General features: G+C 72.9%; 18 protein-coding genes and 3 pseudogenes. 11 read left to right on the top strand and 10 right to left on the bottom strand.

The window, feature by feature from the left end:
* Positions 1-50 precede the first annotated feature (50 nt).
* From AS97_RS04070 to AS97_RS04090, 5 genes are all read right to left on the bottom strand, one after another.
* Positions 51-422 (bottom strand): hypothetical protein, encoded by a 372-nt coding sequence (locus tag AS97_RS04070; RefSeq protein WP_197049009.1) that lies wholly within the window; start codon positions 420-422, stop codon positions 51-53.
* Between the two features lie 198 nt (positions 423-620).
* A complete protein-coding gene (locus AS97_RS04075; RefSeq protein ID WP_059142595.1) occupies positions 621-1,217 on the bottom strand; it encodes an HD domain-containing protein in 597 nt (198 codons plus the stop codon).
* A gap of 117 nt (positions 1,218-1,334) precedes the next feature.
* Positions 1,335-1,961 carry an alpha-ketoglutarate-dependent dioxygenase AlkB gene (locus tag AS97_RS04080; RefSeq protein ID WP_059142594.1) on the bottom strand — a complete coding sequence of 209 codons (627 nt, stop codon included), beginning with the start codon at positions 1,959-1,961 and terminating at the stop codon, positions 1,335-1,337.
* Positions 1,962-2,429: 468 nt separating this feature from the next.
* A complete protein-coding gene (locus tag AS97_RS04085; RefSeq protein ID WP_210567128.1) occupies positions 2,430-3,446 on the bottom strand; it encodes a polyprenyl synthetase family protein in 1,017 nt (338 codons plus the stop codon).
* 98 nt (positions 3,447-3,544) lie between these two features.
* Complete coding sequence (locus tag AS97_RS04090; protein ID WP_059142593.1) at positions 3,545-4,591, bottom strand: tetratricopeptide repeat protein; 1,047 nt, start codon at positions 4,589-4,591, stop codon at positions 3,545-3,547.
* A 280-nt stretch (positions 4,592-4,871) separates the two neighbouring features.
* Here AS97_RS04090 and AS97_RS04095 point away from each other — a divergent pair, with 280 nt between their 5' ends.
* Positions 4,872-6,446, top strand: coding sequence for a DUF1338 family protein (locus tag AS97_RS04095; protein WP_247204223.1), 1,575 nt, complete (start codon positions 4,872-4,874; stop codon positions 6,444-6,446).
* Here the strand turns inward: AS97_RS04095 and AS97_RS04100 are convergent.
* Positions 6,356-6,658, bottom strand: a pseudogene (locus tag AS97_RS04100) (DUF4186 family protein); the annotation flags it as partial. The gene AS97_RS04095 and the pseudogene AS97_RS04100 sit on opposite strands and share 91 nt — an antisense overlap.
* An 81-nt stretch (positions 6,659-6,739) precedes the next feature.
* Between AS97_RS04100 and AS97_RS04105 the strand changes: the two are divergent.
* Entirely contained in the window at positions 6,740-7,057 is a 318-nt protein-coding gene (locus AS97_RS04105; protein WP_210564354.1) for a hypothetical protein, read from the top strand.
* Between the two features lie 8 nt (positions 7,058-7,065).
* Here AS97_RS04105 and AS97_RS04110 read toward each other — a convergent pair whose 3' ends face one another.
* On the bottom strand, positions 7,066-7,626 hold the full coding sequence (locus tag AS97_RS04110; protein WP_210567129.1) for a GNAT family protein: 561 nt from the start codon (positions 7,624-7,626) through the stop codon (positions 7,066-7,068).
* A 109-nt stretch (positions 7,627-7,735) separates the two neighbouring features.
* Between AS97_RS04110 and AS97_RS04115 the strand changes: the two genes are divergently transcribed.
* The 4 genes and pseudogenes from AS97_RS04115 to AS97_RS04130 all read left to right on the top strand — a co-directional run bounded on the left by AS97_RS04115 (position 7,736) and on the right by AS97_RS04130 (position 10,374).
* Complete coding sequence (locus AS97_RS04115; protein WP_125755948.1) at positions 7,736-8,299, top strand: TetR/AcrR family transcriptional regulator; 564 nt, start codon at positions 7,736-7,738, stop codon at positions 8,297-8,299.
* A gap of 60 nt (positions 8,300-8,359) precedes the next feature.
* A pseudogene (locus tag AS97_RS04120) lies at positions 8,360-8,554 on the top strand (tautomerase family protein); the annotation flags it as partial.
* A gap of 197 nt (positions 8,555-8,751) precedes the next feature.
* Positions 8,752-9,228, top strand: coding sequence for a hypothetical protein (locus AS97_RS04125; RefSeq protein WP_059142588.1), 477 nt, complete (start codon positions 8,752-8,754; stop codon positions 9,226-9,228).
* A 90-nt stretch (positions 9,229-9,318) separates the two neighbouring features.
* Entirely contained in the window at positions 9,319-10,374 is a 1,056-nt protein-coding gene (locus tag AS97_RS04130; RefSeq protein WP_210567130.1) for a biotin/lipoate A/B protein ligase family protein, read from the top strand.
* A gap of 18 nt (positions 10,375-10,392) precedes the next feature.
* On the opposite strand, the gene AS97_RS04135 is transcribed toward AS97_RS04130, so the two are convergent.
* Positions 10,393-10,830: a TIGR03618 family F420-dependent PPOX class oxidoreductase gene (locus tag AS97_RS04135; RefSeq protein WP_059142586.1), complete on the bottom strand. Its 438-nt coding sequence runs from the start codon at positions 10,828-10,830 to the stop codon at positions 10,393-10,395.
* 331 nt (positions 10,831-11,161) lie between these two features.
* Here AS97_RS04135 and AS97_RS04140 point away from each other — a divergent pair.
* A pseudogene (locus AS97_RS04140) lies at positions 11,162-11,860 on the top strand (sensor histidine kinase); the annotation flags it as partial.
* Positions 11,861-11,891: 31 nt separating this feature from the next.
* Here the strand turns inward: AS97_RS04140 and AS97_RS04145 are convergent.
* The gene (locus AS97_RS04145; RefSeq protein ID WP_247204224.1) at positions 11,892-14,624 is read right to left on the bottom strand and encodes an AAA family ATPase; all 2,733 of its coding nucleotides are present in this window, start codon (positions 14,622-14,624) and stop codon (positions 11,892-11,894) included.
* Between the two features lie 87 nt (positions 14,625-14,711).
* Between AS97_RS04145 and AS97_RS04150 the strand changes: the two genes are divergently transcribed.
* Positions 14,712-15,608 (top strand): MBL fold metallo-hydrolase, encoded by an 897-nt coding sequence (locus AS97_RS04150; RefSeq protein WP_059142585.1) that lies wholly within the window; start codon positions 14,712-14,714, stop codon positions 15,606-15,608.
* On the top strand, positions 15,599-16,735 hold the full coding sequence (locus AS97_RS04155; RefSeq protein ID WP_086705692.1) for a carboxylesterase family protein: 1,137 nt from the start codon (positions 15,599-15,601) through the stop codon (positions 16,733-16,735). Before AS97_RS04150 ends, AS97_RS04155 begins: the two co-directional genes overlap by 10 nt.
* 116 nt (positions 16,736-16,851) lie before the next feature.
* On the opposite strand, the gene AS97_RS04160 is transcribed toward AS97_RS04155, so the two are convergent.
* Entirely contained in the window at positions 16,852-17,739 is an 888-nt protein-coding gene (locus AS97_RS04160) for an MHYT domain-containing protein (protein ID WP_210564355.1), read from the bottom strand.
* Positions 17,740-18,069: 330 nt separating this feature from the next.
* Here AS97_RS04160 and AS97_RS04165 point away from each other — a divergent pair, with 330 nt between their 5' ends.
* Entirely contained in the window at positions 18,070-21,798 is a 3,729-nt protein-coding gene (locus AS97_RS04165; RefSeq protein ID WP_210564356.1) for a CHAT domain-containing protein, read from the top strand.
* The gene (locus AS97_RS04170; RefSeq protein WP_059142581.1) at positions 21,795-22,481 is read left to right on the top strand and encodes a hypothetical protein; all 687 of its coding nucleotides are present in this window, start codon (positions 21,795-21,797) and stop codon (positions 22,479-22,481) included. The genes AS97_RS04165 and AS97_RS04170 overlap by 4 nt, the downstream gene beginning before the upstream one ends.
* The last annotated feature ends 25 nt before the right edge of the window (positions 22,482-22,506 follow it).

Genomic DNA, 22,506 nt, shown 5'->3' on the forward strand with positions numbered 1-22,506 from the left:
CGTCTCTCCCTTCCTCGTCCGGTCGTGGGGTGAAGTGGCGGACCGGCCGGTCAGACGGCGCTGTGGAAGGTGACGGTGAAACCGCCGCACTGGGCGCATTGCCGGGCGAAGAACGTGCCACGCCAGTGGCCGGGTTCCGCCGTCTCGGGAATCGTCACGGTGCCCGACTGTCCGGGCTCCAGGGTGGGTAACGCGGCGAGTGGCCTGGATCCGTCGTTGTTGACATCACTGCCGATCCATACGGTCTTCCCGGTGTCGTTGGCGAACGTGACCGTGTGATCGACCGCCACGGCGGGTGCGGCGCGGGATGGCAGGCCCCCGCCGGCGCCGGGGGTGGCGGCCGCGCTGGTCCCGGATGGGGGGCTCAGGGCCACCAGGACCGCGACGGCCGCGGCGGCGAGGCCGGTCATGATTTTCCGCATGTTGCCTCTTTCGCTACTGTCGCGATCATGACAATCTGGACACACCAGAAACCCTCCGAGGTCCGGCCTCAGTTGAGGGCATCCACGGGAGGGCATCCACCTGAGGGCACGCTCCGGAGCTGACGGTTCCCCATGACAGCGTCCCGAGCCATATACGTCAATGGTCTGGACCAAAATCAGCCGCGCCCGGACCCCGACTCAGGACAGCGGGTGGCCGTACCGCGCCTGGAGGGACCTGAGGTCGGGCTCGCCGAACCGCACACGGAGGAGCTGGAACCCATCGACCTTGTCGCCGCCGAACCTCCGCACATGGATGGCGTAGGAGTCGGCGGTGAGGAACTTCGGTGGCGAGGTCTTGCTGTGGAACTTGTCCGCGTACATCACCAGTCGCTCCTCGGTGGTGTCGGCCGTGTAATCGGCCGGCGGGAGATCCAGCTTCTGTGCCCGGATGTCGTCCCGGGTAATGCCGACGCCCGTGTGGCGGGAGCAGAAGCGGCACAGGGACTCCGGAAAGCCTTCCTGGCGGAGGATCTCGTGGCCGAGGACTCCGTGGCGGATGTAGTCGGCCTCGTCGAGCCGGCCCGTAGGGCTGTAGAGCCGATACACACCGATGTCGTGCAGCAGCGCCCCCGCGCGGACGAGAGAGGCGTCGAGCCGTAGCCCGGCGCGCGCCATGAGCTGCTCCGCGATGTGGCAGACGATCTCGCAGTGGGTGTACACGAGGTCCAGGGCCTCACGCGTCGGCGCGTACTTCTCGTGCAGCGCACGCACCTCGTCGACGGTCGGCGGAATCACCGCCGCAGCGTAACAACCACGGCGGGGGCGCACGGCGGACGGCCGTGGTCAGGCAGTCGGGGCGCCGGGGGCCGAGGCGGCCGGGTGGCCAGGTGGCCAGGTGGCCGGCAGGCGGCTTCACCTCACGCCGGTGGGGCGGAACTGGATGCTGATCCGTGGACCGGTGGCGCGCGAGGATTTGGGGATCGCGTGTTCCCAGGTCCGCTGGCAGGAGCCGCCCATCACCAGCAGATCGCCGTGGCCGAGTGGCCGTCGTATGGCGCTGCCGCCGCCACGCGGGCGGAGCAGCAGGTCCCGGGGCGCACCCACGGACAGGATGGCGACCATGGTGTCCTCGCTTCTGCCGCGGCCGATGCGGTCGCCGTGCCAGGCCACGCTGTCCTGGCCGTCGCGGTAGTAGCACAGCCCGGCCGTGGTGAAGGGCTCTCCCAGCTCGCCGGCGTAGTACGTGGAGAGCGCCTCCCGGGCCCCGGACAGGACGGGATGCGGCAGCGGGTCCTCGGCGCCGTAGAACGCGAGCAGCCGTGGGACGTCCACCACCTGCTCGTACATGTGCCGCCGCTCGGCCTTCCAGGGGACCTCGGCGACGAGCCGGGAGAACAGGTCGTCCGCCCCCCTCAGCCACCCGGGCAGCAGATCGATCCAGGCCCCGGACCCGAGCTGGGTCCTGCGCATCCCGCGCAGCGAGCCGAGACCGATGTCGTCGGTCTGATCGAAGAGCGAGCCCTGGAGATACGCACCCATATGTGCAGGGTACTCGAGTAATCGAGCAAACGTTCTATAGCGGGAGCACCGGAGTGCGCCCCCCGGCTGCTTCGGTGGTGACACCGCAGGTCAGCGACCGGACGCCGCCGGGCATCGGCCCGCCGCACGACGCCTCCCGACGTCGCCACCATCATCCGAGCCGTCGCGGGACACTGGGACCCCGACGCGTTCCCTTCCGTGTCGGCCGGGGGTCGGCCCATGACCATGCGCCCACCACGACGCACACCGTCCCTCCGGGCCACCGTCTGCCCCCGGAGTCGGTGCTGGCGGGCATGGACATCCGCACCGCGCTCCGGTCCCATGACGGCCTGGCCGCGTTCACCGCGGCCGGCCGGCATGTGGGAGATGTGGAGCTGTGGGTACGCGACGCGGTGCGCGACCGCCGCTGACCGGCGGACCCGGGTGGCGTGGGCGCCCCTCGCAAGGGGTCGCACATCCCCCGCCGGGTCAGATGTCGCGCCGTGCGAGGAAGCCCAGCAGGGTGCGCAGCTCCGCGCTCGCGCGAGGCACGAGCGGCAGACCGTCCAGGCACCGCTCCACGGCGGCGATGTGACGGTCGGCCTCCGCCAGGGCGGCGGAGCGGCCGCCGGCCTGCTCGATCAGATCGGCCGCCCGGCGGGTGGTGGCGTCGTCCGGGGGGCCCGGGGACTCCCCCAGGAGCGTGGCCAGCCGCCCGGCGGCCGAGGTGTCGCGGGCGCTCAGGGCGGCGAGCACGGGGAAGGTCTTCTTGCGCTGCCGCAGATCACGGTGGACGGGTTTGCCGGTGACCGCGGGGTCGCCCCAGATGCCCAGCAGGTCGTCCGCCACCTGGAACGCCACGCCCATATGCCGTCCGGCCCGGTCCAGGGCGGCCGCGGTGCTCTCCGGCGCCCCGGCGAGCGCGGCGCCCAGGGCGGCGGCGCAGCCGAGCAGCGCGCCGGTCTTGTGCTCGGCCATCGTGCGGTACTCCTCCGGCCCCACCGCCGCGGGCCCCGTCCAGGGGCGCGACTCGAAGAGCAGGTCGTCCGCCTGGCCGCGGACGAGGTCGCCCAGGGCCACGCTCAGCCGCCGCACCGCGGCCGCGGCTCCGGCGCCGGGCACGGCGGCCAGCGCCTCCACGGCCAGCGCGAACAGGGCGTCGCCGGCGAGCACGGCCGGGCCGGTCCCGTAGGCCTTCCATACGGTGGGGCGGGTGCGGCGGGTCTGGTCGCCGTCCATGATGTCGTCGTGCAGCAGCGAGAAGGCGTGCACCAGCTCCACCGCCATCGCTCCGGCCACCGCCGCCTCGCCGGATGCCCCGGCCGCCTCGGCGCACAGCACGGCCAGGGCCTGCCGCACCCCCTTGCCGCCGGCGCCCTCGGCGGGCGTACCGCCCACATCGCACCAGCCGAAGGAGTACGCGGCCATCTCGGCGACCCATGGGTGCAGCCGGCCGACCGTCTCGACCAGTGCCGGGCGCACCAACTCCCGGCAGCGGAGCAGGATTTCGCCCGCGGTCGCGGTGGGCTCGTCCGCGGTCGGGGTGGCCTCGTGCGCGGTCGCGGTGGTCTCGTAGGCCCCGAGGAGCACGGGGAACGCCGTCGTCACAGTGCCACCTCCATGACCTCCGTGAGGCCGAACTCCTCCCGGGCACGGTCCACCATCCGGCGGGCGTGCCGCAGTCCGATCCGCTCCAGCACATCGGCCAGTTCGGACAGGTCCTCGTCGGTCCGGGCGCGGTCGCGGCCCAGCCGGGCCAGGGACTTGATGAGCCCGAGCCGGGCGAGACCCTCGCCGCGCGGCTCGCTCATGTCGCGGAACTCGTCCAGGGCCTGCTCGTACATCGCGCGGGCCTCCTCGTAACGGCCCGCGCGGTAGAGCACATTGCCGCGCATCTTGTGGTTGTACGCCAGCGCGCTCACCAGGTTCATCTCGCGGCAGGTCAGTTCGGCTCCCGAGAGCAGCTCCAGTGCCTGCTCCACGTCGCCGTCGCGTACCGAGACGATGTCGGCCATGCCGCGCAGCGCCCATGCGTGTCCGCGCCGGTCATCGGCGCCGGCGGCTATCTCCGCGGCCTCCTGGAACATCGCGTAGGCCGAGTCGTACGACCCGGTGTTGCGGTGCATCTGGGCGATGCCCTCCAGCGCCCATACGGTGTGCCGCGCCTCGCCGCGCTTCCGCGCCTCGGCGAGGAGCCGCTCGTGCAGCGCTCCCACGGCTTCGTAATCGCCCTGGATGCGGCCGGTCTCCGCCATCCCGGCCAGTGAGTAGCCACGGACGACGATGTCCCCGCCGCGTTCGCCGAATTCGGCCGCGAGTCCGAGCAGCCGCCACGCCAGCGCCAGCGCGCCCCGCTGCCGGGCGAGCGTGCCTCCGCTCCACAGCGCCCATGCCATCGCCCCGAGGTCCCCCGCCGTACGGGCCGCCCGGTAACTGGCCTTCCACTCGCGGTCGGCCTCGCCCACCTGACCCAGCCTCCGGTGCGCCTCGGCGACCGCGAGCCCCGCGCGGGCCGCCTCGCCCGGGGAGCCGCCTCGCTCGGCCGCCCGCAACTGCTCGGTGCCTGCCGCCAGCACGTCGACCAGCGAGGAGTTCACGGACAGGGTGGTGAGGGAGCCCTGGTACTCAGGAGCGAATGCTTTGCCGTACATGGATGCCTTTCCGTCTGTTGTTCCCAGGAGCACGCGACTGTCCGCTATACACCGGGTACATACACCGCGTGTATGCACTCTATGTATACATGCTGTGTATAGATGACAGGAAACCGGCCTTGCCAAGGTCACCGGTGCTGTGTGTCCGCTGCCGATCAAGACGCGACCGGGGCCGGGGAGGTTTACCAACCGGCTCCACGAGTGGCAAAAAACTTATGGACCGGGCTCGGCACTCCCTCCCCGATCCGGCACGTCCCCGACAGAAAGGCGGAATTCACCCATGATCAGCCAGTGGCAGCTCCGCGCCGCCTTCGCGGCACGGCTCTCCGACATGTACGGCCGGGAAGTCCCGGCGTACACCACGCTCGTGGACGTCTCGCGCGAGGTCAACGAGGACGTGCTGCGCGCACGGGGCGCCGAAGCCGAGCGCCTGGGGTCCATCGGCCGGGTGACCGCCGAACGCCACGGCGCCATCCGGGTCGGAACACCTCAGGAGCTGGGACAGGTGGCCCGCGTCTTCGGCGCGCTGGGCATGCACCCGGTCGGCTTCTACGATCTGCGCGAGGCCGCCGCCAGCGCGGTCCCCGTGGTCTCGACCGCCTTCCGCCCGGTGGACGGGGAGGAGCTGGCGCGCAACCCCTTCCGCGTCTTCACCTCCCTGCTCACCACCGCCGACCCGCGGTTCTTCGACCCGGAGCTGCGCTCCCGGCTGGAGACCTTCCTGACCGGCCGCGAGCTGTTCCCGCCGGAGCTGCTCGCCCTGGCCGACCGCGCGACGGCCGAGCGCGGGCTGTCCGAGGAGGACGCCGAACGCTTCCTCCACCTCGCCGTGTCCGCCTTCGAGTTGTCACCCGAGCCGGTGGACAAGGTCTGGTACGAGACGCTGGAGAGGATCTCCGCCGTCGCCGCGGACATCGGCGGCGTCCGCAGCACCCACATCAACCACCTCACCCCGCGCGTCCTGGACATCGACGAGCTCTACCGGCGGATGACCGACCGCGGCATCCAGATGATCGACACCATCCAGGGGCCACCGGCCTGGAAGGGCCCCGACGTCCTGCTGCGCCAGACCTCCTTCCGCGCTCTCGACGAACCCCGCGCGATGCGCCTCACGGACGGGAGCGTCACCACCGGCGCCCTGCGGGTGCGCTTCGGCGAGGTCGAGGCCCGCGGTATCGCCCTCACCCACGACGGCCGGGCCCTGTACGACCGGCTGCTCACCCTCGTCGACCATGAAGTGGCCCGCCACCCGGGGGTGGACCGGGGCGAACTGGCCCGCGGCGTATGGGAAGAGCATCTGCCCCGTACCGAACGGGAGCTGGCCGCCCGGGGGTTGGGCTGGTTCACCTACCACGTCGTACCGGACCGTCCACGCGACGGCAGCCGTCCGCCCGCCGCCCTCGGCGAGCTGCTGGAGCGAGGCTGGGTGCGGGCCGAGCCCATCGTCTACGAGGACTTCCTGCCCCGCTCCGCCGCCGGCATCTTCCAGTCCAACCTCAGCGGGGAGGGCGTACGGGACAACGGCCAGGAGGGCACCGCCCACGACGCCGCATGGCTCTCCGGCGCCATCGGCCGCGATGTCCTGGACCCCTTCGCACTCTACGAGCGGCAGCAGAGCGGCTCCCTCGCGCGGGTCGCCCCGCGAACTGGGGCTCGACGGCGTCCCGGGCTGATCCGTCACCGTCCGCCTGCCGCCACCTCGCGTTCGATCCAACGGCAGATCACCCCCACCACGTACGCCCGCTCCGCGCGGCTCAGCTCCCGCCCCTTGGGGATCTGGTGCCAGCGCTCGAGGCAGGTACGGCAGCAGGTGGCGGTCGCATGCTGGGCGACGAACACGGGGTGGCCGCGGTAGGGCGTCTGCTTGCCGTCCTTGTACGGCTCGGCGGGAGCCAGCCGCTTGGCGATCAGGTCATACGCGTGCCAGCGCATCGTCGACGGGCCACTCAGCTCGGCCGTGGCCCGGTCACGACCGCGCAGATGGAACGTCGCGCGGAAGGGGTGGCGCGCGATGGTCTCCAGCCGCAGGTCGAGCGAGTCAGGCATCGGGTCGGACGGGTCGGACATCGAGAGCTCCCGGAGACGACAAAAACCCCTTTCGATCGTAAGACGGCCCGCCCACGACACCGCGGGCAGGGCCGTGGACGGGTGCCGGACCTCGCGGGTCCGCCCGGCCAGGGGCAGTGTGACGGCCGGGCCGTGGTGCGGTGCGTGTGCGCGGTGGAGACGCCGGTGCGGGGCGATCTCGTCTCGGCCACGCACACCTACACCGGCGCGGGCTGGGAGTGGCCCCTGCCGAGCCGCAGCACGCTGCGGTTTCTCGGCCCGGACGCGCCGGCCGGGTTCCTGAGTGAGGCGGGGCTTGCCGTGGCGGAGCAGTTCGGGGGCTGGGGCAGCGGGCCGCTGACCGGCACCGGCCCGGAGATCATCACTGTCGCCCGCCGCCCCCGCGGTGAGCGTGGTTGACGCGCGGTTCAGGACGGCTTGCGGATCGCCCGCCACTCCGGCGCGAGCACCGACCAGATCTCCCTGTCCTGCCACTCGCCCCGGCGCAGATAGCTCTGCCGCAGCACACCGTCCTTCGTCATCCCCAGCCGCCGGGCCACGGCGATGCTGCCCTCGTTCGCCGCGGCGGCGATCCACTCCACGCGGTGGATGCCCCGCTCCTCGACGGCCCAGTCGATGATCACGCGGCAGGCCCGGGTCACCAGCCCCTTGCCCACCGCCGACGGCTCCAGCCAGCAACCCGCCTCCGCGGTGCCCTGGTTGACGTCCATCGTGCGGAAGAGGACTCCGCCGACCAGCTTGCCGTCCGTCCAGATGCCGTAGATCCGCCCGGCGTCGGCCGCCGCCTTGTCCGCGTATCCCTGGAGGAACGCCCGGGCCGACTCCAGGTCGGAGGCGGCGTCCGCCAGCGGGATGTACCGCCCGATGAATTCCCGTCCCCGGTCCATGTGCGTAAGGAACTCCTCGGCCTGCCACGGCTCCAGCGGGCGCAGCTCCGCACCGTCCTCGCCCAGGGATATCGCGTACATCGTCACCTTCCAGCGTCCGGACCAGCCCACACAGTACGTCGGGATCTTCTCACCGAGGGAGCCGTCCGCGCGCTTCAATTTGTACCTACTAGTATGTATGATCGTGCCCATGGACACCCGGGAACGACTCATCGCAAGCACCCGCGAGCTGCTGTGGGAGCGCGGCTACGTGGGCACGAGCCCGAAGGCGATCCAGGAGCGATCCGGGGCGGGCCAGGGCAGCATGTACCACCACTTCCGCGGCAAGCCCGACCTGGCGCTCGCCGCGATCAGTCGCAGCGCCGAGGAGCTGAGGGGCAGGGCGGAGGCCGAGTTCAGCGGTCCCGGCACCACGGTCGAGCGGATCAGCGCCTATCTGCGGCGGGAGCGGGACGCACTGAAGGGCTGCCCGGTCGGCCGCCTCACCCAGGACCCCGATGTGATGGCCGATCCAGACCTGCGCCGACCGGTCGAGGAGACGTTCGCCTGGCTCACCGACCGGCTGGCCGGGCTGCTGGCGGAGGGCCGGGCGAACGGGGAACTCGACACCGGGCTCAACCCGGCGAGCACGGCCACCGCGCTGGTCGCGGTGTTGCAGGGCGGCTATGTGCTGGCCCGTGCCGCCGACTCGGTTGACGTGTATGCCCTGGCCATGAACGGAGCGCTCGGCCTGCTCACCGCACATGTCCGCTGAGCCGGTGTCCGCCGGCCGGTGTCCGCCAGCCCGTGTCCGCTGAGCCCGCGACCTTCCGCCGGCCGACTCGACATCGCGCTCACGATGCGCTCGGGGCGGGCACCGGCACAGAAACAGGCGCTGTGCCGGCGGATCGCCGAGCTCGCCCAGGAGTACGCGGGGACCGAGCCGCGAAACGTCTTCATCACCCTGCCCGAGAACGAGTCGGCCGACTGGTCGTTCGGCCATGGGGTGGCGCAGTACATCGACGGATGACCATGTCCTCCCTCTGGCCACACCGCCGGGCCCCTGGACCGCGCGGGGCCCGGCATGGCGGGAATCCGTTGACTTCTGTCGTTCCAGCCCCTGGGCGATCTTGTCGCGACTGCCTAGCGTGGGGCGAGCACCAGCCGCCCACGCTCGAAAGGAGACGCGGTGCCTGCCACGTTCGAAAGGGAGCCGGACACCACCCGATGACCAAGATCCTGCTCTCCCTGCATGTCCTGGCCGCCATCGTCGCGATCGGCCCCGTCACCGTCGCGGCCAGCATGTTCCCGCCCGCGGCCCGCAACGCCCACGCTGCCGCAGCGGCAGTCGGCGGGGGCGAGGCCGACCTGGGAACGGTCCGGCTTCTGCACCGCATCTGCCGCGTCTACGCCAAGATGGGCCTCGCCGTGCCCGTCTTCGGATTCGCCACGGCCGCCGTGATGGGCGTCCTCAGCAGCGGCTGGCTCACCGCCTCCATCGCCCTGACGGCCGCGGCCGCCGGCGTCCTGGTCGCCTTCGTCCTGCCCCGCCAGGACGAGCTCATCGACAGTCTCGGTGGGGGCAAGGCCCTGGAGCGGACCGATACCGCCCAACTGGCCATGTTCACGGGCGCGTTCAACCTGCTGTGGGCGACGGTGACCATTCTCATGATCGTCCGCCCGGGCTCGACCACGGGAGCCTGACCCCGCCGGATCACCGGTGCCGACCGAAGCCGCCCCGGCGCGGGATAATGATCGAGAGTGACGGGGCGGAAACAGGAGGCGGTACAGGGCATGCACGGTGAGTACAAGGTGCCGGGCGGCAAGCTGGTCGTCGTGGATCTGGATGTCCACGACGGCGTGCTGCGCGGGGTGCGGGTCGCGGGCGACTTCTTCCTGGAACCGGACGAGGCGCTGCACGCCATCGACCAGACTCTGGAGGGCGCGCCCGCCGACGCGGACGCACAGGCGCTCGCCGCACGCATCGAGGCGGGACTGCCCGCCGGCACCGTGATGTTCGGTTTCTCCGCCGAGGCCGTGGGCATCGCGGTGCGGCGGGCGGTGGCCGGTGCCACCGACTGGACCGACTACGACTGGCAGCTGATCCACGAGGGGCCACAGGATCCGGCGCTGCACATGGCCCTGGACGAGGTGCTGACCGGCGAGGTGGCCGCCGGGCGGCGGCCGCCGACGCTGCGGGTGTGGGAGTGGGACCGTCCGGGAGTCATCATCGGCAGCTTCCAGTCGCTGCGCAACGAGGTCGACCAGGCGGGCGCCGAGCGGCACGGGGTGACGGTCGTCCGGCGGATCAGCGGCGGCGGGGCGATGTTCGTCGAACCGGGCAACACCATCACGTACTCGCTGTACGTACCCCAGTCGCTCGTCTCCGGCCTGTCCTTCGCCGACAGCTACGCCTATCTGGACGACTGGGTGCTGGGCGCGCTGGGCGAGATGGGCATCAAGGCGTGGTACCAGCCGCTGAACGACATCGCGACGGAGGCGGGGAAGGTCGGCGGGGCGGCCCAGAAGCGGATCGCGGCACACGGCGGTGCGGTGCTGCACCACATGACCATGTCGTACGACATCGACGCCGCCAAGATGGTGGAGGTGCTGCGCATCGGGCGGGAGAAGCTGTCCGGCAAGGGCATCGCGAGCGCCGTCAAGCGGGTGGACCCGCTGCGCCGCCAGACCGGCCTGCCACGCCCGGCCGTCATCGACCGCATGGTGGCCTCGTTCCGCGGGCGGTACGGGCTCACGGACGGCAAGGTGACGGAGGAGGAGTCGGCGACGGCGCGGCTGCTGGCGGCCGGGAAGTTCGGCTCGCCGGAGTGGACATCGCGGGTGCCGTGACCGGGGCCGCCGCGGGGGTCAGTTGCTGTAGACGCGCTCGGGGTGGACGAAGACCGCGGCGCGGCGCTGCTCGGCCATCACCCGGTCGTAGGCACCCCAGTCGTCGTGCGCGCCGCCCGCGGCGGTGAAGATCTCGCGCAGCAGCAGCCGCAGACGCTCCTGGTCGACTCCGGGGAACGGGTCGTCGGGCCCCGCGATCTCGGTGCGGCCCTCGACGGCGGCCCAGTTCCATCCGGCGCGGACGACCAGGGTGGCCCGTGGTCGTGCCCGCAGATGGGCGAGTTTGGCGCGGCCGTAGGTGACGAAGGCGACCACCTGCTCACCGGAGACCGGATGGTCGATGATCCCGGCATTGACCACTGATGCCTGGACCGAGCCGTCGGCGCGCGTCGTCGTCACGACCGCCAAGTGGTGGTCGGCCGTGGCGATGCGGTCCACGTCCTGAAGATCCGTCATCGGGTGCCTTTCTCGGCGGACCGGTCCGTCCAGCATGGCTTGCTCGGCACGCTACCGCACCCTGATGCGTCCGGGCCGGTGAATCCCGGACCGCGCGGGCGGGCGTGAGCTCGGCGCCGGGCCGGGGGTGTAGCGGGCTCCACCGTCGATGGGGCGGCCCGCTCTCCCGCGTGCGTCCGGCCGGTCTTCTAGCCTCGTCGGCATGGGGAGAACAATGCGGCAGGCGGTGCGGGCCACGGCCCTGCCGGCGTCCGCGCTCGCCTTGGCGTTCGGCTCGTATCTGCGCCGTCGGCGGCCCGGCCCGACGGACAGGGAAACGGCCACGGTCACGGCGCGGCTGGCCGAGCGGGTGGCGGAGCTGGCGGAAACCCGGGCGGGCGCCATCGCCGCGCACGGTGCCGAACTCCACCGCATCGAACGGGAGTTGCACGACGGCACCCAGGCGCGGCTGGTCTCCCTGTCCCTGCGGATCGGCCTGGCGAAGCGGGCGTACGACCGGGATCCGACGGCGGCGCGCAGGATGCTGGACGACGCGCAGGACCTGGCCGAAGAGGCGCTGACCGAGCTGCGCCAGGTGGTGCGTGGCATGCATCCGCCGGTCCTCACCGACCGTGGCCTGGGCGGGGCGGTACGGGCGCTCGCCGCGAGCAGCGGGCTCGATGTCACCGTGCGGTTGGACGGTCTGGAGGACGGGGCACGGGCGCCGGCGGCGGTCGAGGCGGCCGCTTACTTCGTCGTGGCGGAGGCGCTGGCGAACGTGGCGAGGCACAGTGGCGCCGACCGGGCCGAGACCCGGCTGGCCCGCACACCGAGCGGATTGTGGGTCTCGGTGCGGGACAAGGGAGGAGGGGACGCCGAGACGGTGGCGGGCGCGTCCGGCGCCGGGGAGACGGGTGGTGCCGACAGCTCCGAAGGTGGCTCCGGACTGCTCGGGATACGTCGCCGCGTCGCCGCGCTCGATGGAACAGTGACGGTGACCAGCCCGCGGGGCGGGCCAACGGACGTCACGGTCGAGCTGCCCTGCCGGTGGCGATCACCGGGAGCCCGCGTGGCCGCCGCCACTACGACGGGCAGGACGCCTCGATCAGGTCGCGCAGCTGGGAGCGGGCGGTGACGCCGAGTTTGGGGAAGCTGCGGTAGAGATGCGAGCCGACGGTGCGGGGGGAGAGAAAGAGCCGTTCGCCGATCTCACGGTTGCTCAGGCCCTGTGCCGCCAGGCGGATGATGTGCTGCTGCTGCGGGGACAGGGAGGTGAGGGCGTCGGGGCTGGTGGAGGCGGATTCGATCCCGGCGGCGCGCAGTTCGGCCTGGGTCCGGTCGATCCAGGGGCGGGCTCCGAGGCGGCGGAAGGTCTCCAGCGCGGTGTTCAGCTGGTGGCGGGCCTCGGTGATGCGGTGACGGCGGCGCAGCCATTCGGCGTGGTCCAGCAGGAGCTGCGCGCGTTCGAAGGGCCATTGGCCGCCCGCCGGTTCGGCGAGGGCCGCGGCGAAGTGCGGTTCGGCATCTGCCGGTTCGAGCAGCGCTCGGGCGCGGTGGATCAGGATGCGCATCCGGGGCGAGGGGTCCTCGGCGAGCCGGTCGGCGACGCGCTCCACGATGGCGGCGGCCTCGGCACCATGGCCGGTGCGGACGGCCGCCGCGGCCAGTTCGGCGACGGCGGGGAAGGAACACGCGTAGTGGACGGGCCCGCCGTCGGCCGTGAACAGCAGGCGGAACTGTTCGTACGCGCCGATGTGGTCTCCGTCGGCCACCGCGGCCATGCCCAGCGCCCACCGGGCCCGGACGGCGACGGCGCGGCTGCGATGCGGGTCGACGAGGGACAGCGCGGCGGAGCCCGCGGTGCGGGCCTCGTCGGTCCGGCCGGTCAGCGCGAGGGCGGCGGCTTCGAGCGACCGTGCGGCGGCGTCGAGGTGCGGCAGCCCGGCGCCCGCGGAGTTGGTGTTCACGGCGGCGGTGCGGGCCTGGGCCCACAGCCCGTGGTCCAGATACGCCCACCCGGCCGAGCAGCCGAGCCCGATGGGCAGGGTGCCGCCCAGCCGCCAGCGGTGGAGGGCGTCGTCGAAGATCCGTACCGCGAGTGCGGTCTCATCGAGCAGCCAGGCCATGGCGCCGAGCGAGATCAGCCGGGCGGGGTCGCCGTCCGCCCGCTCGACCAGCGCCGGGATCGCCGCCACCCGCTCGGACCGGTGTGCGGTGGGGTCGGTCACCGCGAGCGTCCAGGGGTCGTCCTGTGCCCGGGCCCGTACGGCGAGGCGGTATTCCTCGTCGCCCGAGTAGAACCCCGCCACCGACGCGGAGGCGAGCGCGATCCGGCGCAGCCCGGGATCCTCCGCCGCCCGCAGCAGCAGGGACAGTGCGGTGTCGTGCTCGGTGCTCAGCGTGAGCACCTGGCCCACCCGCAGCGATGCCTCGGCCGACAGCGCCGGGTCGTCGGTGAGCTCCGCGGCACCGGCGGCGAGCCGGCGCACCCAGTGCGGCTGTCCGGTGGACACCGCCGCACCCGCCGCGGCCACCAGGCGGCGGGCGCGGTCGCGGCGCCCGGGGCTCAGCTCGGCGGCACGTTCCAGCGCGGTGGTGGCGGCGGTGTACCCGCCGCGCTCCCGGGCCCTGGCCGCCGACTCCTCCAGGGCGGCGGCGATCTCCTCGTCCGGCGCTTCCGCGGCGGCGGCCAGATGCCAGGCGCGGCGGTCGGGTTCGGCGCTGAGCAGCGCGGCAAGGTCGCGGTGGGCCTGACGGCGGGCGGCCAGCGGTGCGGAGTGGTAGATCGCGGACCTGATCAGCGGATGCCGGAAGCGGGCCCGCCGGCCGTCGTGGCCGCCACCGGTGAGCCGCAGCAGTCCGGCGGCCTCGGCCGGGGCCAGCGCCTCGACCCGGCCCGCCACCGCCCGGTCGTCCGCCGCGACCAGGAGCAGCGCCTGCCGGGTGGCCTCGGGCAGGGGATCGAGGTCGGCGGCGAAGACCCGTATCAGGCGGTCGGTGGGCGGCAGGAGTTCCCCGTCGGCCGAGTCGGCCGAGTCCGCGCCGCAGGCGCCGTTCGCCCGGGCCAGTTCGACCAGTGCCAGCGGGTTCCCGGCGGCCTGGTCGAGGATGCGCAGCCGGCCGCGGCCGGTCGGTGGATACGGCTGCCGGTCCAGCAGAAGGCCCGCGGCGGTCGCGTCCAGCGGGCCCAGCGTGCGCGCGGGAAAGCCGGAGAACGGCGCCGTGGCCCCGCCCCGGGTGCCCTCGCCCGCCAGGTCCCTGGCCGCGGCCAGCACGGCGAGGGGCTCGTCGCCGATACGCCGGGCGACGAAGGCGAGCAGTTCCAGCGAGCCGGCGTCGATCCACTGAAGATCGTCGGCGACCACCAGGACGGGCGATCGCCGGGCGAGTTCGGACAGCAGGGTGAGCAGCGCGACGCCGAGCAGCAGCCGGTCGGGCGGGCCACCGTGGCCGCTGTCGACCCGGCCGGGCTCGGCCTCCGCGGGGCCGGTGTCGTGGGGATTGGTCTCCGCGGGGTTGGTGTCGTGGGGCTCGGCCTCCCCCAGGCCGATGGCGCCGAGCAGGGCCGACCGCTGCCGCGCCGACAGCCCGGCGGTCTCCCCCAGCACCGGCCGCAGCAGCTGGTGGAGCCCCGCGAACGTCAGGTTCGCCTCGCTCTCGCTGCCCGTCATCCGCAGCACCCGGCCCGGGTGGCGATCCGCGGCGAGGCCGAGCAGGGTGCTCTTGCCGGCACCCGGTTCGCCCGTCAGGATCAGCACACCGCTGGTCAGACCGAGTACGGCCGCGCTCTCGCTCTCCCGCCCGACCATGGTCATCCCTCGACTCTAACCCGTGATGCAGTAGCCCGTGGTGCAGTCATATGACGGATACCGCCGACGCCCGCCGACGCACAGGCTGGACTCATGGACACCATCACGCTTGGCAACGTCGAGATCACCCGCGTGGTAGAGGTGGCCCCGAGGGGTCTGCCACGCGACTTCATCTTTCCCGACGTGGCCATGGAGCACTGGCGCACGCACGAGGGCTGGCTGGCGCCCGAATTCCTGGATCCGGCCGCCGATGAGGTACGCACGACGATCCAGAGCTGGCTGCTTCGCAGCGAGGGCCGGACGATCCTGATCGACACCGGCGTCGGCAACGACCGGGAGCGGCCGCATATGCCGTTCTTCCACCATCTGCAGACGGACTACCTCGGGAGACTGGCCGCGACCGGGGTCCGCCCGGCCGATGTGGACCTGGTGATCTGCACCCATGTGCATGGTGACCACGTCGGATGGAACACGTCGTGGACGGAGGGTGAGTGGCGGCCGACCTTCCCCAACGCGGAGTATGTGTTCCCCCGGGCCGACTTCGACTACTGGAACCCGGAGAACGGGCACCGGACCCGCTCCGGGCCCCGGATGGCGAACGTGTTCGAGGACAGCGTCGCCCCCGTCCACCGGGCCGGGCAGACCGTGCTGTGGGAGGGCGACCACTACGACATCGACGCCCAGCTACGCCTCGAGCCCGCCCCCGGCCACACCCCCGGCTCGTGCGTGGTGCGGCTGCGGTCCGGTACGGATCGGGCGATCTTCGCGGGCGATGTGCTGCACAGCCCGCTGCAGATCGTGGAGCCGGACGTCTGCCCCTGCTTCGACGAGGACGAGCCCCGGGCGCGGGTCGCCCGGCGCCGGGTGCTGGGGGAGGCCGCGGACGAGCGCGCGCTGCTGTTCCCCGCGCACTTCCCCGGCGCGGGCGCGGCCGAAGTGCGGCGGGACGGCGAGCGGTTCGCGGTGAGGGAGTGGGCGGCATGGCGGTGAGCGTGTTCCGGAACATCCCGTACGCGGCCGCGCCGACCGGCGCGGCGCGGTTCGCCGCGCCGACCCCCGTGCACGGTGCCCCCGGCGGCGATGAGCCGGGGCCGACGGCCCCGGCGCCCGAGCGACGGTTCGCGGCGGACCTGAGCCCGGCGCTGGGCCAGGGCTGGGTGCGTGGCGAGGACTATCTGACAGTCAACGTCTGGACGCCACGGACCGACGGCAGCGCCCCGGTGATGGTCTTCGTGCACGGCGGCGGCTTTCTCTCCGGTACCGGCCAGGCGCCGCTGTACGACGGGACGTCCTTCGCCCGCGACGGCGTGGTTTTGGTCACCCTCAACTACCGTCTCGGCGTGCCGGGCTGGCTCGACCTGCCGGATGCCCCGCGCAACCGGGGTCTGCTGGACGTGCTCGCGGCGCTGCGCTGGGTGCGCGAGCACATCGCGGGCTACGGCGGGGACCCGGACCGGGTGACGGTGTTCGGGCAGTCGGCGGGAGGGATGATCGTCAGCGCGCTGCTGGTGACGCCCGAGGCCGCCGGGCTGTTCCGGGGTGCGATCAGCCAGAGCGGTGGGCTGCACACCCTGACCGGCGCGGAGGCGGCGGAGACGACCCGGGCCCTGGCCGGCCGGCTGGGCGTTCCGGCCACGGCCGAGGCGCTCGCCGCGATCCCCGACGAGCGCCTGGTGTCCGCGCTCGCCGACCTGCCCGGGGTGGGTCCGCGGCTCTCGCCGCTCGGCGTGGTGCTCGATGAGCCCGACGAGGTGGCCCCGCCGCATCCGGTGGATCTGCTGGTGGGCACGAACACCCAGGAGTCGCTGCTGTACCAGCGGCCGGAACGCAGCGCGGCCATCGACGCCATGTTCCGCGACGCCCGTGAGCGGCTGGTGTCCCGCTACGACAAGGTGTTCACCTACGACTTCGACTGGCGGGGCGGGCCGTTCGGCGCGTGCCACACCGCGGAGGTCCCGTTCGTCTTCGACAACACCGGTCTGCCCGCGCTCCGTACGGCGAACGGACTGCTCGGAGCGGACATCCCACCGTCGCTGGCCACGGAGATGCACGGCGCGTGGGTCCGGTTCGCCATGACAGGGGATCCGGGCTGGTCGGGGACACGCCGGTTCCACTAGAGCCAACGGGTGCGGCAAAGTAGCCATGGGCGGCGGATCCGCCGCGTCGGTCTCGGCCCCCTCGTCGCGCCCTCGTCGCGCCCCCCTCGACGCGCCCCGGACCACCGGCCGCCGGTTCACCAACCACCGTATTCCTGACCGCCGTGGGGCGGGGCCGGACGGCTCGCCGGCGCCTGAACGGGGTCCTCCGGCGGCCGGGGCGGCCAGACCGGCCGAGGTGGTGGCGGGGGCAGGCGCGAGCTGTCCGCCTTCTTTTGGTTCCACTCCCCCTCGCCCAGGACCAGCAGTGGATCGAACATGATGATGGTCCCCGCGACCACCAGAAAGATCACCGGGCCGATCAGCATGGGGAGGATCGGCGAAGTCGGCGCATTACCGCCCACGGAGGCGCCGAGCACATCGTCCCGCCGCACACTGACCGCGGCCATGCCCGTGTAGTGCATCCCGGTCACCGCGACCCCCATCACCATGCTCGATCCCAGGCCGGCGCGGAAGCCCTGGACGGTCACGGCGGCCCACACGGCGACGGTCGCGGCCACGACCGCGATCAGGACGGAGAGCAGCACGGTCGGCACGGAGTACTCCAGATGCCCCCGCATGCGCGTCGCGGACATCCCGATGTAGTGCATGCCCGCGACGCCGAGTCCGGTGAACACACCGGCCGAGAGCAGCACCCCCCGGGAAACGCCCCGGTAGCCGACCATGAAGACGCCGATGCCGACGACGACGATCGCTACCAGAAGGCTGAGAAGGGTGGTCGGTATGTCGAAGCCGACCGGGGTTTCCTTCACATGGAACCCCATCATGGCGATGAAGTGCATCGTCCAGATGCCCGAGCCGATCGACGCGGATCCGAGCGCGAGCCAGCCCGGCTTCCAGGAGCGCTGAGTACGCACCGACCGGGCGGTGCAGCGTAAGCCGAGCGCTCCCCCGAGACAGGCCATGAGGTAGGCCGCCAGCGGGGTGGTGGCCCCGTAGTTGAACCCGTCGATGGTGCCGTACATGTACGTTCCGTCCTTCTCGCCGCGGGGGTTCCGTGCAGAAACGTTGAGTCACCGGCGAGGGTAGGGCGCGGATGAACACATCACCCTCACATTCGGTCACGCATCGATAAAGGTGTCTCACCTGGCGTGACAGGATGTCGCGTCATTCACCTCATGTCCCTTTTCGCCTTGGCCGCGGGGCGGGAGTTCCCGTGCGGCCCCGAACCCGCGTAGCCGACTGGGCGATTGGCGGACGTCTTCCGGGCGGTTTCCGGAAAGAGCGATCAAAGGGGTCCTGTGCTCGCGCGGACGGGCGGATGATGAGTGAGGCATGGCGAAGGGGGACGTTTCATGCACAGCAGGGATCTCGCGGTATTACGTGACCGAGCCGAACACGCCGCGGCCGACGCGCTGGCGTGGATCGCCCCGCCCCCGCCGGACGGCCCGGCGGCCAAGGGCTCGTCCGACGGCATGGATACAGCGGACCCGTCCGGCGGCGCTGGTTCGGACGGCTCGTCCCACAGACCGGCGGCCGGGCGAACGTGCGACGGCATTCGGTCGCCCGCCGACGCCGACCCCGCGTCACTCGACCGTTTCATCGCCGAACTGGACCAGCTGGAGGCCGCGTTGGCGGCGGCCGTGCCGGACGGGGACGCACTGCTGTGCACCGTGCGCGCCCGGCTCGGCGGCCTGTACGCCGAGCGCTACCGGCACCACCCCACGGACGACGACCGGAGTCGGGGCCTGCGGGTGCTGAGGGCGGCGCGCGCCCGTGGGGCGCTCGACCCATCGGACGAGCGGGCCTCCACCCTCCACCTGGTGCGGTTGCTGCTGACACCCGGCATGACGGCCGGATGGGACGGCACGCTGCCCCGCCTCCTCGAATCCTTCGACGTAGGCCGCCAAGTAGTGGTGGGCGAGCCCGGACTCACCGCCGATCTGACCGAGCTGCGCGGGCTGCTGACCGACCTGCTGCCGACGCTGCCCGAGGACGTCGCCGAACCCCTGTCGTGGGCGGCCGAGGCCCTGGAACGGGTGCCCGCCGCCGCGCGCTCCGGGGACTTCGAGCAGATGGCCACCCTGGCCGCACAACTGGCGGAGCGGATGCCGGACGGCTACTCCCCGCTGATACAGGCCCTGTGTGGGATGGCCACCGAGTTCGCCACGACCGCGGCAGGCAGAGGCGATGAGGCCGATCGGCTGGAGGAGCTCAGCGCGGAGGAGGCCGCCCTCACCTTCGCGCAGGCCGCCCTCATGCTGGAGCTCGAAGTGCCCGGCACCATCCGCACCGAGGATCTGGAGGCCCTGGTCAACGAGGTGAGCAAGGGGCCGGCCGGCGAAGAGGCGGAGACCGCGATGCGCGCCGCGATGAGCCGCATGGCACACGGTGTGCGCACGGGTGACGCCGACCGGCTGGCCGAGGCGGCCGAGTTGATCGGCACAGCCGCCGGTACGGGATCCGGACGGGTGGACTGGATGGCCGGGGTCATCTCGCCCGGACTGCTCACCGCCGCCAACATCCTGGGCGGCAATCTCACCGACCGCGACCAGGCGCGTGCCCGCCTGGACGCGCTCTTCGGCCCCGCCTCCGCGGTATTCGAATCCGCACACGCGACCGGCCCCGGGGCGGAGGGGCTACGGCTGTGCTCCCGGAGCATGCACCTCCAACTGCGCCTCAACGAAGCGCTGGACGAGCGGGACGCCGAAACGGTGGAGGAGCTACTGGACGAGCTGCTCGACCTGCTGGAGGAGGCCGGCGAGAACAGCGAGTGGCAGTTCCTGGTGCTCTTCCTGCTCGGCCAGGCGCAGTTGAGCCTGGCCACGCTGGACGGTGGGATCCCCGCGCTGCGGGCCGGCGTTGCCTACTTCGAGGAGGCGGCGAACCACCCGAGGCTCCCGACCTTCGCGCGGCCCCTCATGGACGCGCAGTGTGCACCCCTACTGGCCCTCTTCTCCATGATCGAACCGGATCCCGTACGTGTCTCCGAGGCCGTGACCAGGGCCCGCCGGGCCCTGGACGGCCCCGCCTCGACCCCCGACCAGCGGGTGTGGATCCGGCAAGGCATCGGGATGGCGCTGCTCACCGTCCACAGGTCGACCGGCGACCACTCCGCCCTGGAGGACGCGGTCGGGGAGCTGGAACAGGCCAGGCGGGAACTGACCGAGCGCACCAGCCCGGCCATCCGGCAGAAGCTGCTGTGGGAGCTGGCCGAGGCGTACCGGCTGCGCGACGACCGCGAGCGCGATGACACAAGCGCGGCCGTCGCCGCCGCCCATGCCTCGCTGTGGGTGCTGGCCGAGGACGTGCTGCTGCAACTCGGCGCCGAGCACGGCCTGGAGGTGGCCAGGGCGGGAGCCAGCCGTGGGCTCCTCGCCGCCCACTGGGCCGCCGTGGACGGCCGGATCGAGGAGGCCGTGGCGTCGCTGGAGAACGGGCGTGGCCTGGTGCTGCGGGCCGCGGCCGCGGCCGCCGGTGTCCCCGAGCAGCTGGCCGCCCGGGACGAGGCGGAGCTGGCCGAGCAGTGGCGGACCGCCGTACGGGACCTCCCGCTTCAGGCCGCGCCGACCGGCGGCGGGCTCGCGCCCGGCACCGGCGGCGGTACCCCGGACGAGGTCCGGAGCGCGCTTACGCGGGTCATGTCGGCCGGGTCCGCTCCCGGCGTCGAGATCCCCAGCAGGCTGCGCCGCCGCGCGCTGGACGTGCTGCGGCGGGACAGCGGCGAGGCGCCGCTGCGCGGGCTGCTCGGCGCCCCCGGCATCGGGGAGTTGCGGGAGGGGCTGCGCGCCACCGGCACCGACGCGCTGGTGTATCTGGTGCCCGGGCAGGACACCGCCGACGGCGTGGCCGTCCTGGTGCGGAGCACCGGTGAGCCCACGGCGCTCGCGCTGCCGGGGCTCGGCGCGCCCGGCCGGGAGCCGCTGGAGCGCTATCTGGACGCGGGCGCCCGGCGGTCCGCCGTGTCCGAGCGCGGCATGGACGCCCACGCCGAGGCGCATCGGCACTGGGACGCGGCGCTGGAGGGGCTGTGCGACTGGGCGGGCCCGGCCGTCCTCGCCCCCGTACTGGACGCGCTGGGCGCCCGGGCGGAGGACGGGCGTGAGAAAAGGGAGGACGGGCCAGAGCAGCACGACGCACCGGTCCGGCTGGTCCTCGTGCCGTGCGGCAACCTCGGTGCCGTTCCCTGGCACGCCGCCCGCCTCCCCGGGCCACCGGCCGGTGTGCGGCGTCCGTACGTCTACGCCTGCGAAGACGCGGTCATCTCGTACGCCGCGTCCGGCGGTGAGTTTCTGCGGGCCGCCCGGCGCGCCCGGGTACCGGCGAGTGAGCGCGCGGTGCTGGTGGCCGACCCGAGCGGGGACCTGACGTGGGCACAGGACGAGGTGTCGGCCCTGCGCACCGCGTACTACACCACGGCCCTGCTCTACGGCTGGCACGAGGACGCGCCCGAGAACGCGCTGGGCACCCCCGAGGATGTGCTCTCCCACCTCCCCGGAGACCCGGCCGCGCCCGCCGCCTCACTGCTGCATCTGGTGGTGCACGGCCTGGCGGGGCTGCGGCCCACCGACTCGGCCCTCCACCTGGCCGGCCCAAACCCCGAAGACGTCCCGGACCCCGAAGCCGCCCCGGACCCGGGCAGGCTGACGGTGACGCGCATTCTCGACGTACCCGCGGGGGAACGGGCCGCCACCGGGCCGCTGATCGTGCTCAGTGCCTGCGAGACGGACCTCAGCAGCCGCGACCACGACGAGGCGCTGACCCCGACCACCGCACTGCTGGCGCGTGGCGCCACGGATGTGGTCGGCTCGCGGTGGAAGGTCTCGGACAGCGCGTCCGCCGCGCTGATGGTGGTCTTCCACCACCACCTGACCGTCGCCGGACTGGCCCCGCCGGATGCCCTGCGCGCCGCCCAGCTGTGGATGCTCGACCACGACCGCCATCCCGTCCCCGGGCTGACCGGCCTTCTGCTGGCCGAGACGCAGAGCGATACGGGGGGCCTGGCCCGGGTCGTCTCCTGGGCCGGGTTCATCCACCAGGGCAACCCCGCTCCGCACGCACCCGCGGAAGGACGACAGCCATGACCACCGACGATCTCCTGGAGCTGCTGCGCCGGCATCTGCCGGAGATCCGCGCCTCGCTGACCGCCGCGCTGTTCAGCGGATTCCGGGACAGCGTGCTGCGGCTGCGGGCCGCCGGAGACGACACCAGGGCCGTGCGCGCCGCGCTGCGGGAGATGCGGCTGGCACTGCGGCCCCTCCCCCGCGAGAACGAACTGCGCAGAAAACTGGACCAGTTCCGGTCCGGGGGCGCCGCTCCCTCCGCGGTCCTGCCGGACGCCGACCGGCTGGCCGATCTGATCCGGCTGCTGCAGTCCGTGGACTGGCCGACGCTGGATCCCGCGAGCGCCGAGATCGCCCGGGCCGTACGGGACCGGCTGCTGACCACCCCGGCGCGGGGCCCTGAGCAGCTCACCGGCGCCGCCGCCGAGAATCCTGCCGGGGCCGGGCTCATCCGCCTCTCCGACCCGGAGCGCGGCGATCGCTACCCGGACTTCCAGTTCGACCCGGACACCGGTGAGCCACGGCCGGTGGTGCAGCGGATCAACAGAATGCTGCTGTCGGACCAGGACCCCTGGGGCGCCGCGGACTGGTGGCTCGGCGGCAACACCTGGCTGCGCGACGCGCCGGCCGCCCTGGTGGGGCAGGTGCCGGACGCGCGGCTGACCGAGGCCGCCGCCGCGCTGTTGGGAGACGGCGGATGGTGAGGCAGGCGCCCCCCGAGGGCGCGCG

Origin of the sequence: Streptomyces sp. AgN23, assembly GCF_001598115.1 — a bacterium.
In the GTDB taxonomy this organism is placed as follows: Bacteria; Actinomycetota; Actinomycetes; order Streptomycetales; family Streptomycetaceae; genus Streptomyces; species Streptomyces antimycoticus.

Excerpts from the sequence above, each read along its gene's own strand:
- AS97_RS04135 (WP_059142586.1), bottom strand. The coding sequence starts at position 10,830 with ATGACGGATCTTCAGGACGTGGACCGCATCGCCACGGCCGACCACCAC.
- AS97_RS04125 (WP_059142588.1), top strand. The coding sequence starts at position 8,752 with ATGACCAAGATCCTGCTCTCCCTGCATGTCCTGGCCGCCATCGTCGCG.
- AS97_RS04095 (WP_247204223.1), top strand. The coding sequence starts at position 4,872 with ATGATCAGCCAGTGGCAGCTCCGCGCCGCCTTCGCGGCACGGCTCTCC.
- AS97_RS04165 (WP_210564356.1), top strand. The coding sequence starts at position 18,070 with ATGCACAGCAGGGATCTCGCGGTATTACGTGACCGAGCCGAACACGCC.
- AS97_RS04170 (WP_059142581.1), top strand. The coding sequence starts at position 21,795 with ATGACCACCGACGATCTCCTGGAGCTGCTGCGCCGGCATCTGCCGGAG.
- AS97_RS04145 (WP_247204224.1), bottom strand. The coding sequence starts at position 14,624 with ATGACCATGGTCGGGCGGGAGAGCGAGAGCGCGGCCGTACTCGGTCTG.
- AS97_RS04130 (WP_210567130.1), top strand. The coding sequence starts at position 9,319 with ATGCACGGTGAGTACAAGGTGCCGGGCGGCAAGCTGGTCGTCGTGGAT.
- AS97_RS04115 (WP_125755948.1), top strand. The coding sequence starts at position 7,736 with ATGGACACCCGGGAACGACTCATCGCAAGCACCCGCGAGCTGCTGTGG.
- AS97_RS04110 (WP_210567129.1), bottom strand. The coding sequence starts at position 7,626 with ATGTACGCGATATCCCTGGGCGAGGACGGTGCGGAGCTGCGCCCGCTG.
- AS97_RS04080 (WP_059142594.1), bottom strand. The coding sequence starts at position 1,961 with ATGGGTGCGTATCTCCAGGGCTCGCTCTTCGATCAGACCGACGACATC.
- AS97_RS04155 (WP_086705692.1), top strand. The coding sequence starts at position 15,599 with ATGGCGGTGAGCGTGTTCCGGAACATCCCGTACGCGGCCGCGCCGACC.
- AS97_RS04150 (WP_059142585.1), top strand. The coding sequence starts at position 14,712 with ATGGACACCATCACGCTTGGCAACGTCGAGATCACCCGCGTGGTAGAG.
- AS97_RS04090 (WP_059142593.1), bottom strand. The coding sequence starts at position 4,591 with ATGTACGGCAAAGCATTCGCTCCTGAGTACCAGGGCTCCCTCACCACC.
- AS97_RS04160 (WP_210564355.1), bottom strand. The coding sequence starts at position 17,739 with ATGTACGGCACCATCGACGGGTTCAACTACGGGGCCACCACCCCGCTG.
- AS97_RS04070 (WP_197049009.1), bottom strand. The coding sequence starts at position 422 with ATGCGGAAAATCATGACCGGCCTCGCCGCCGCGGCCGTCGCGGTCCTG.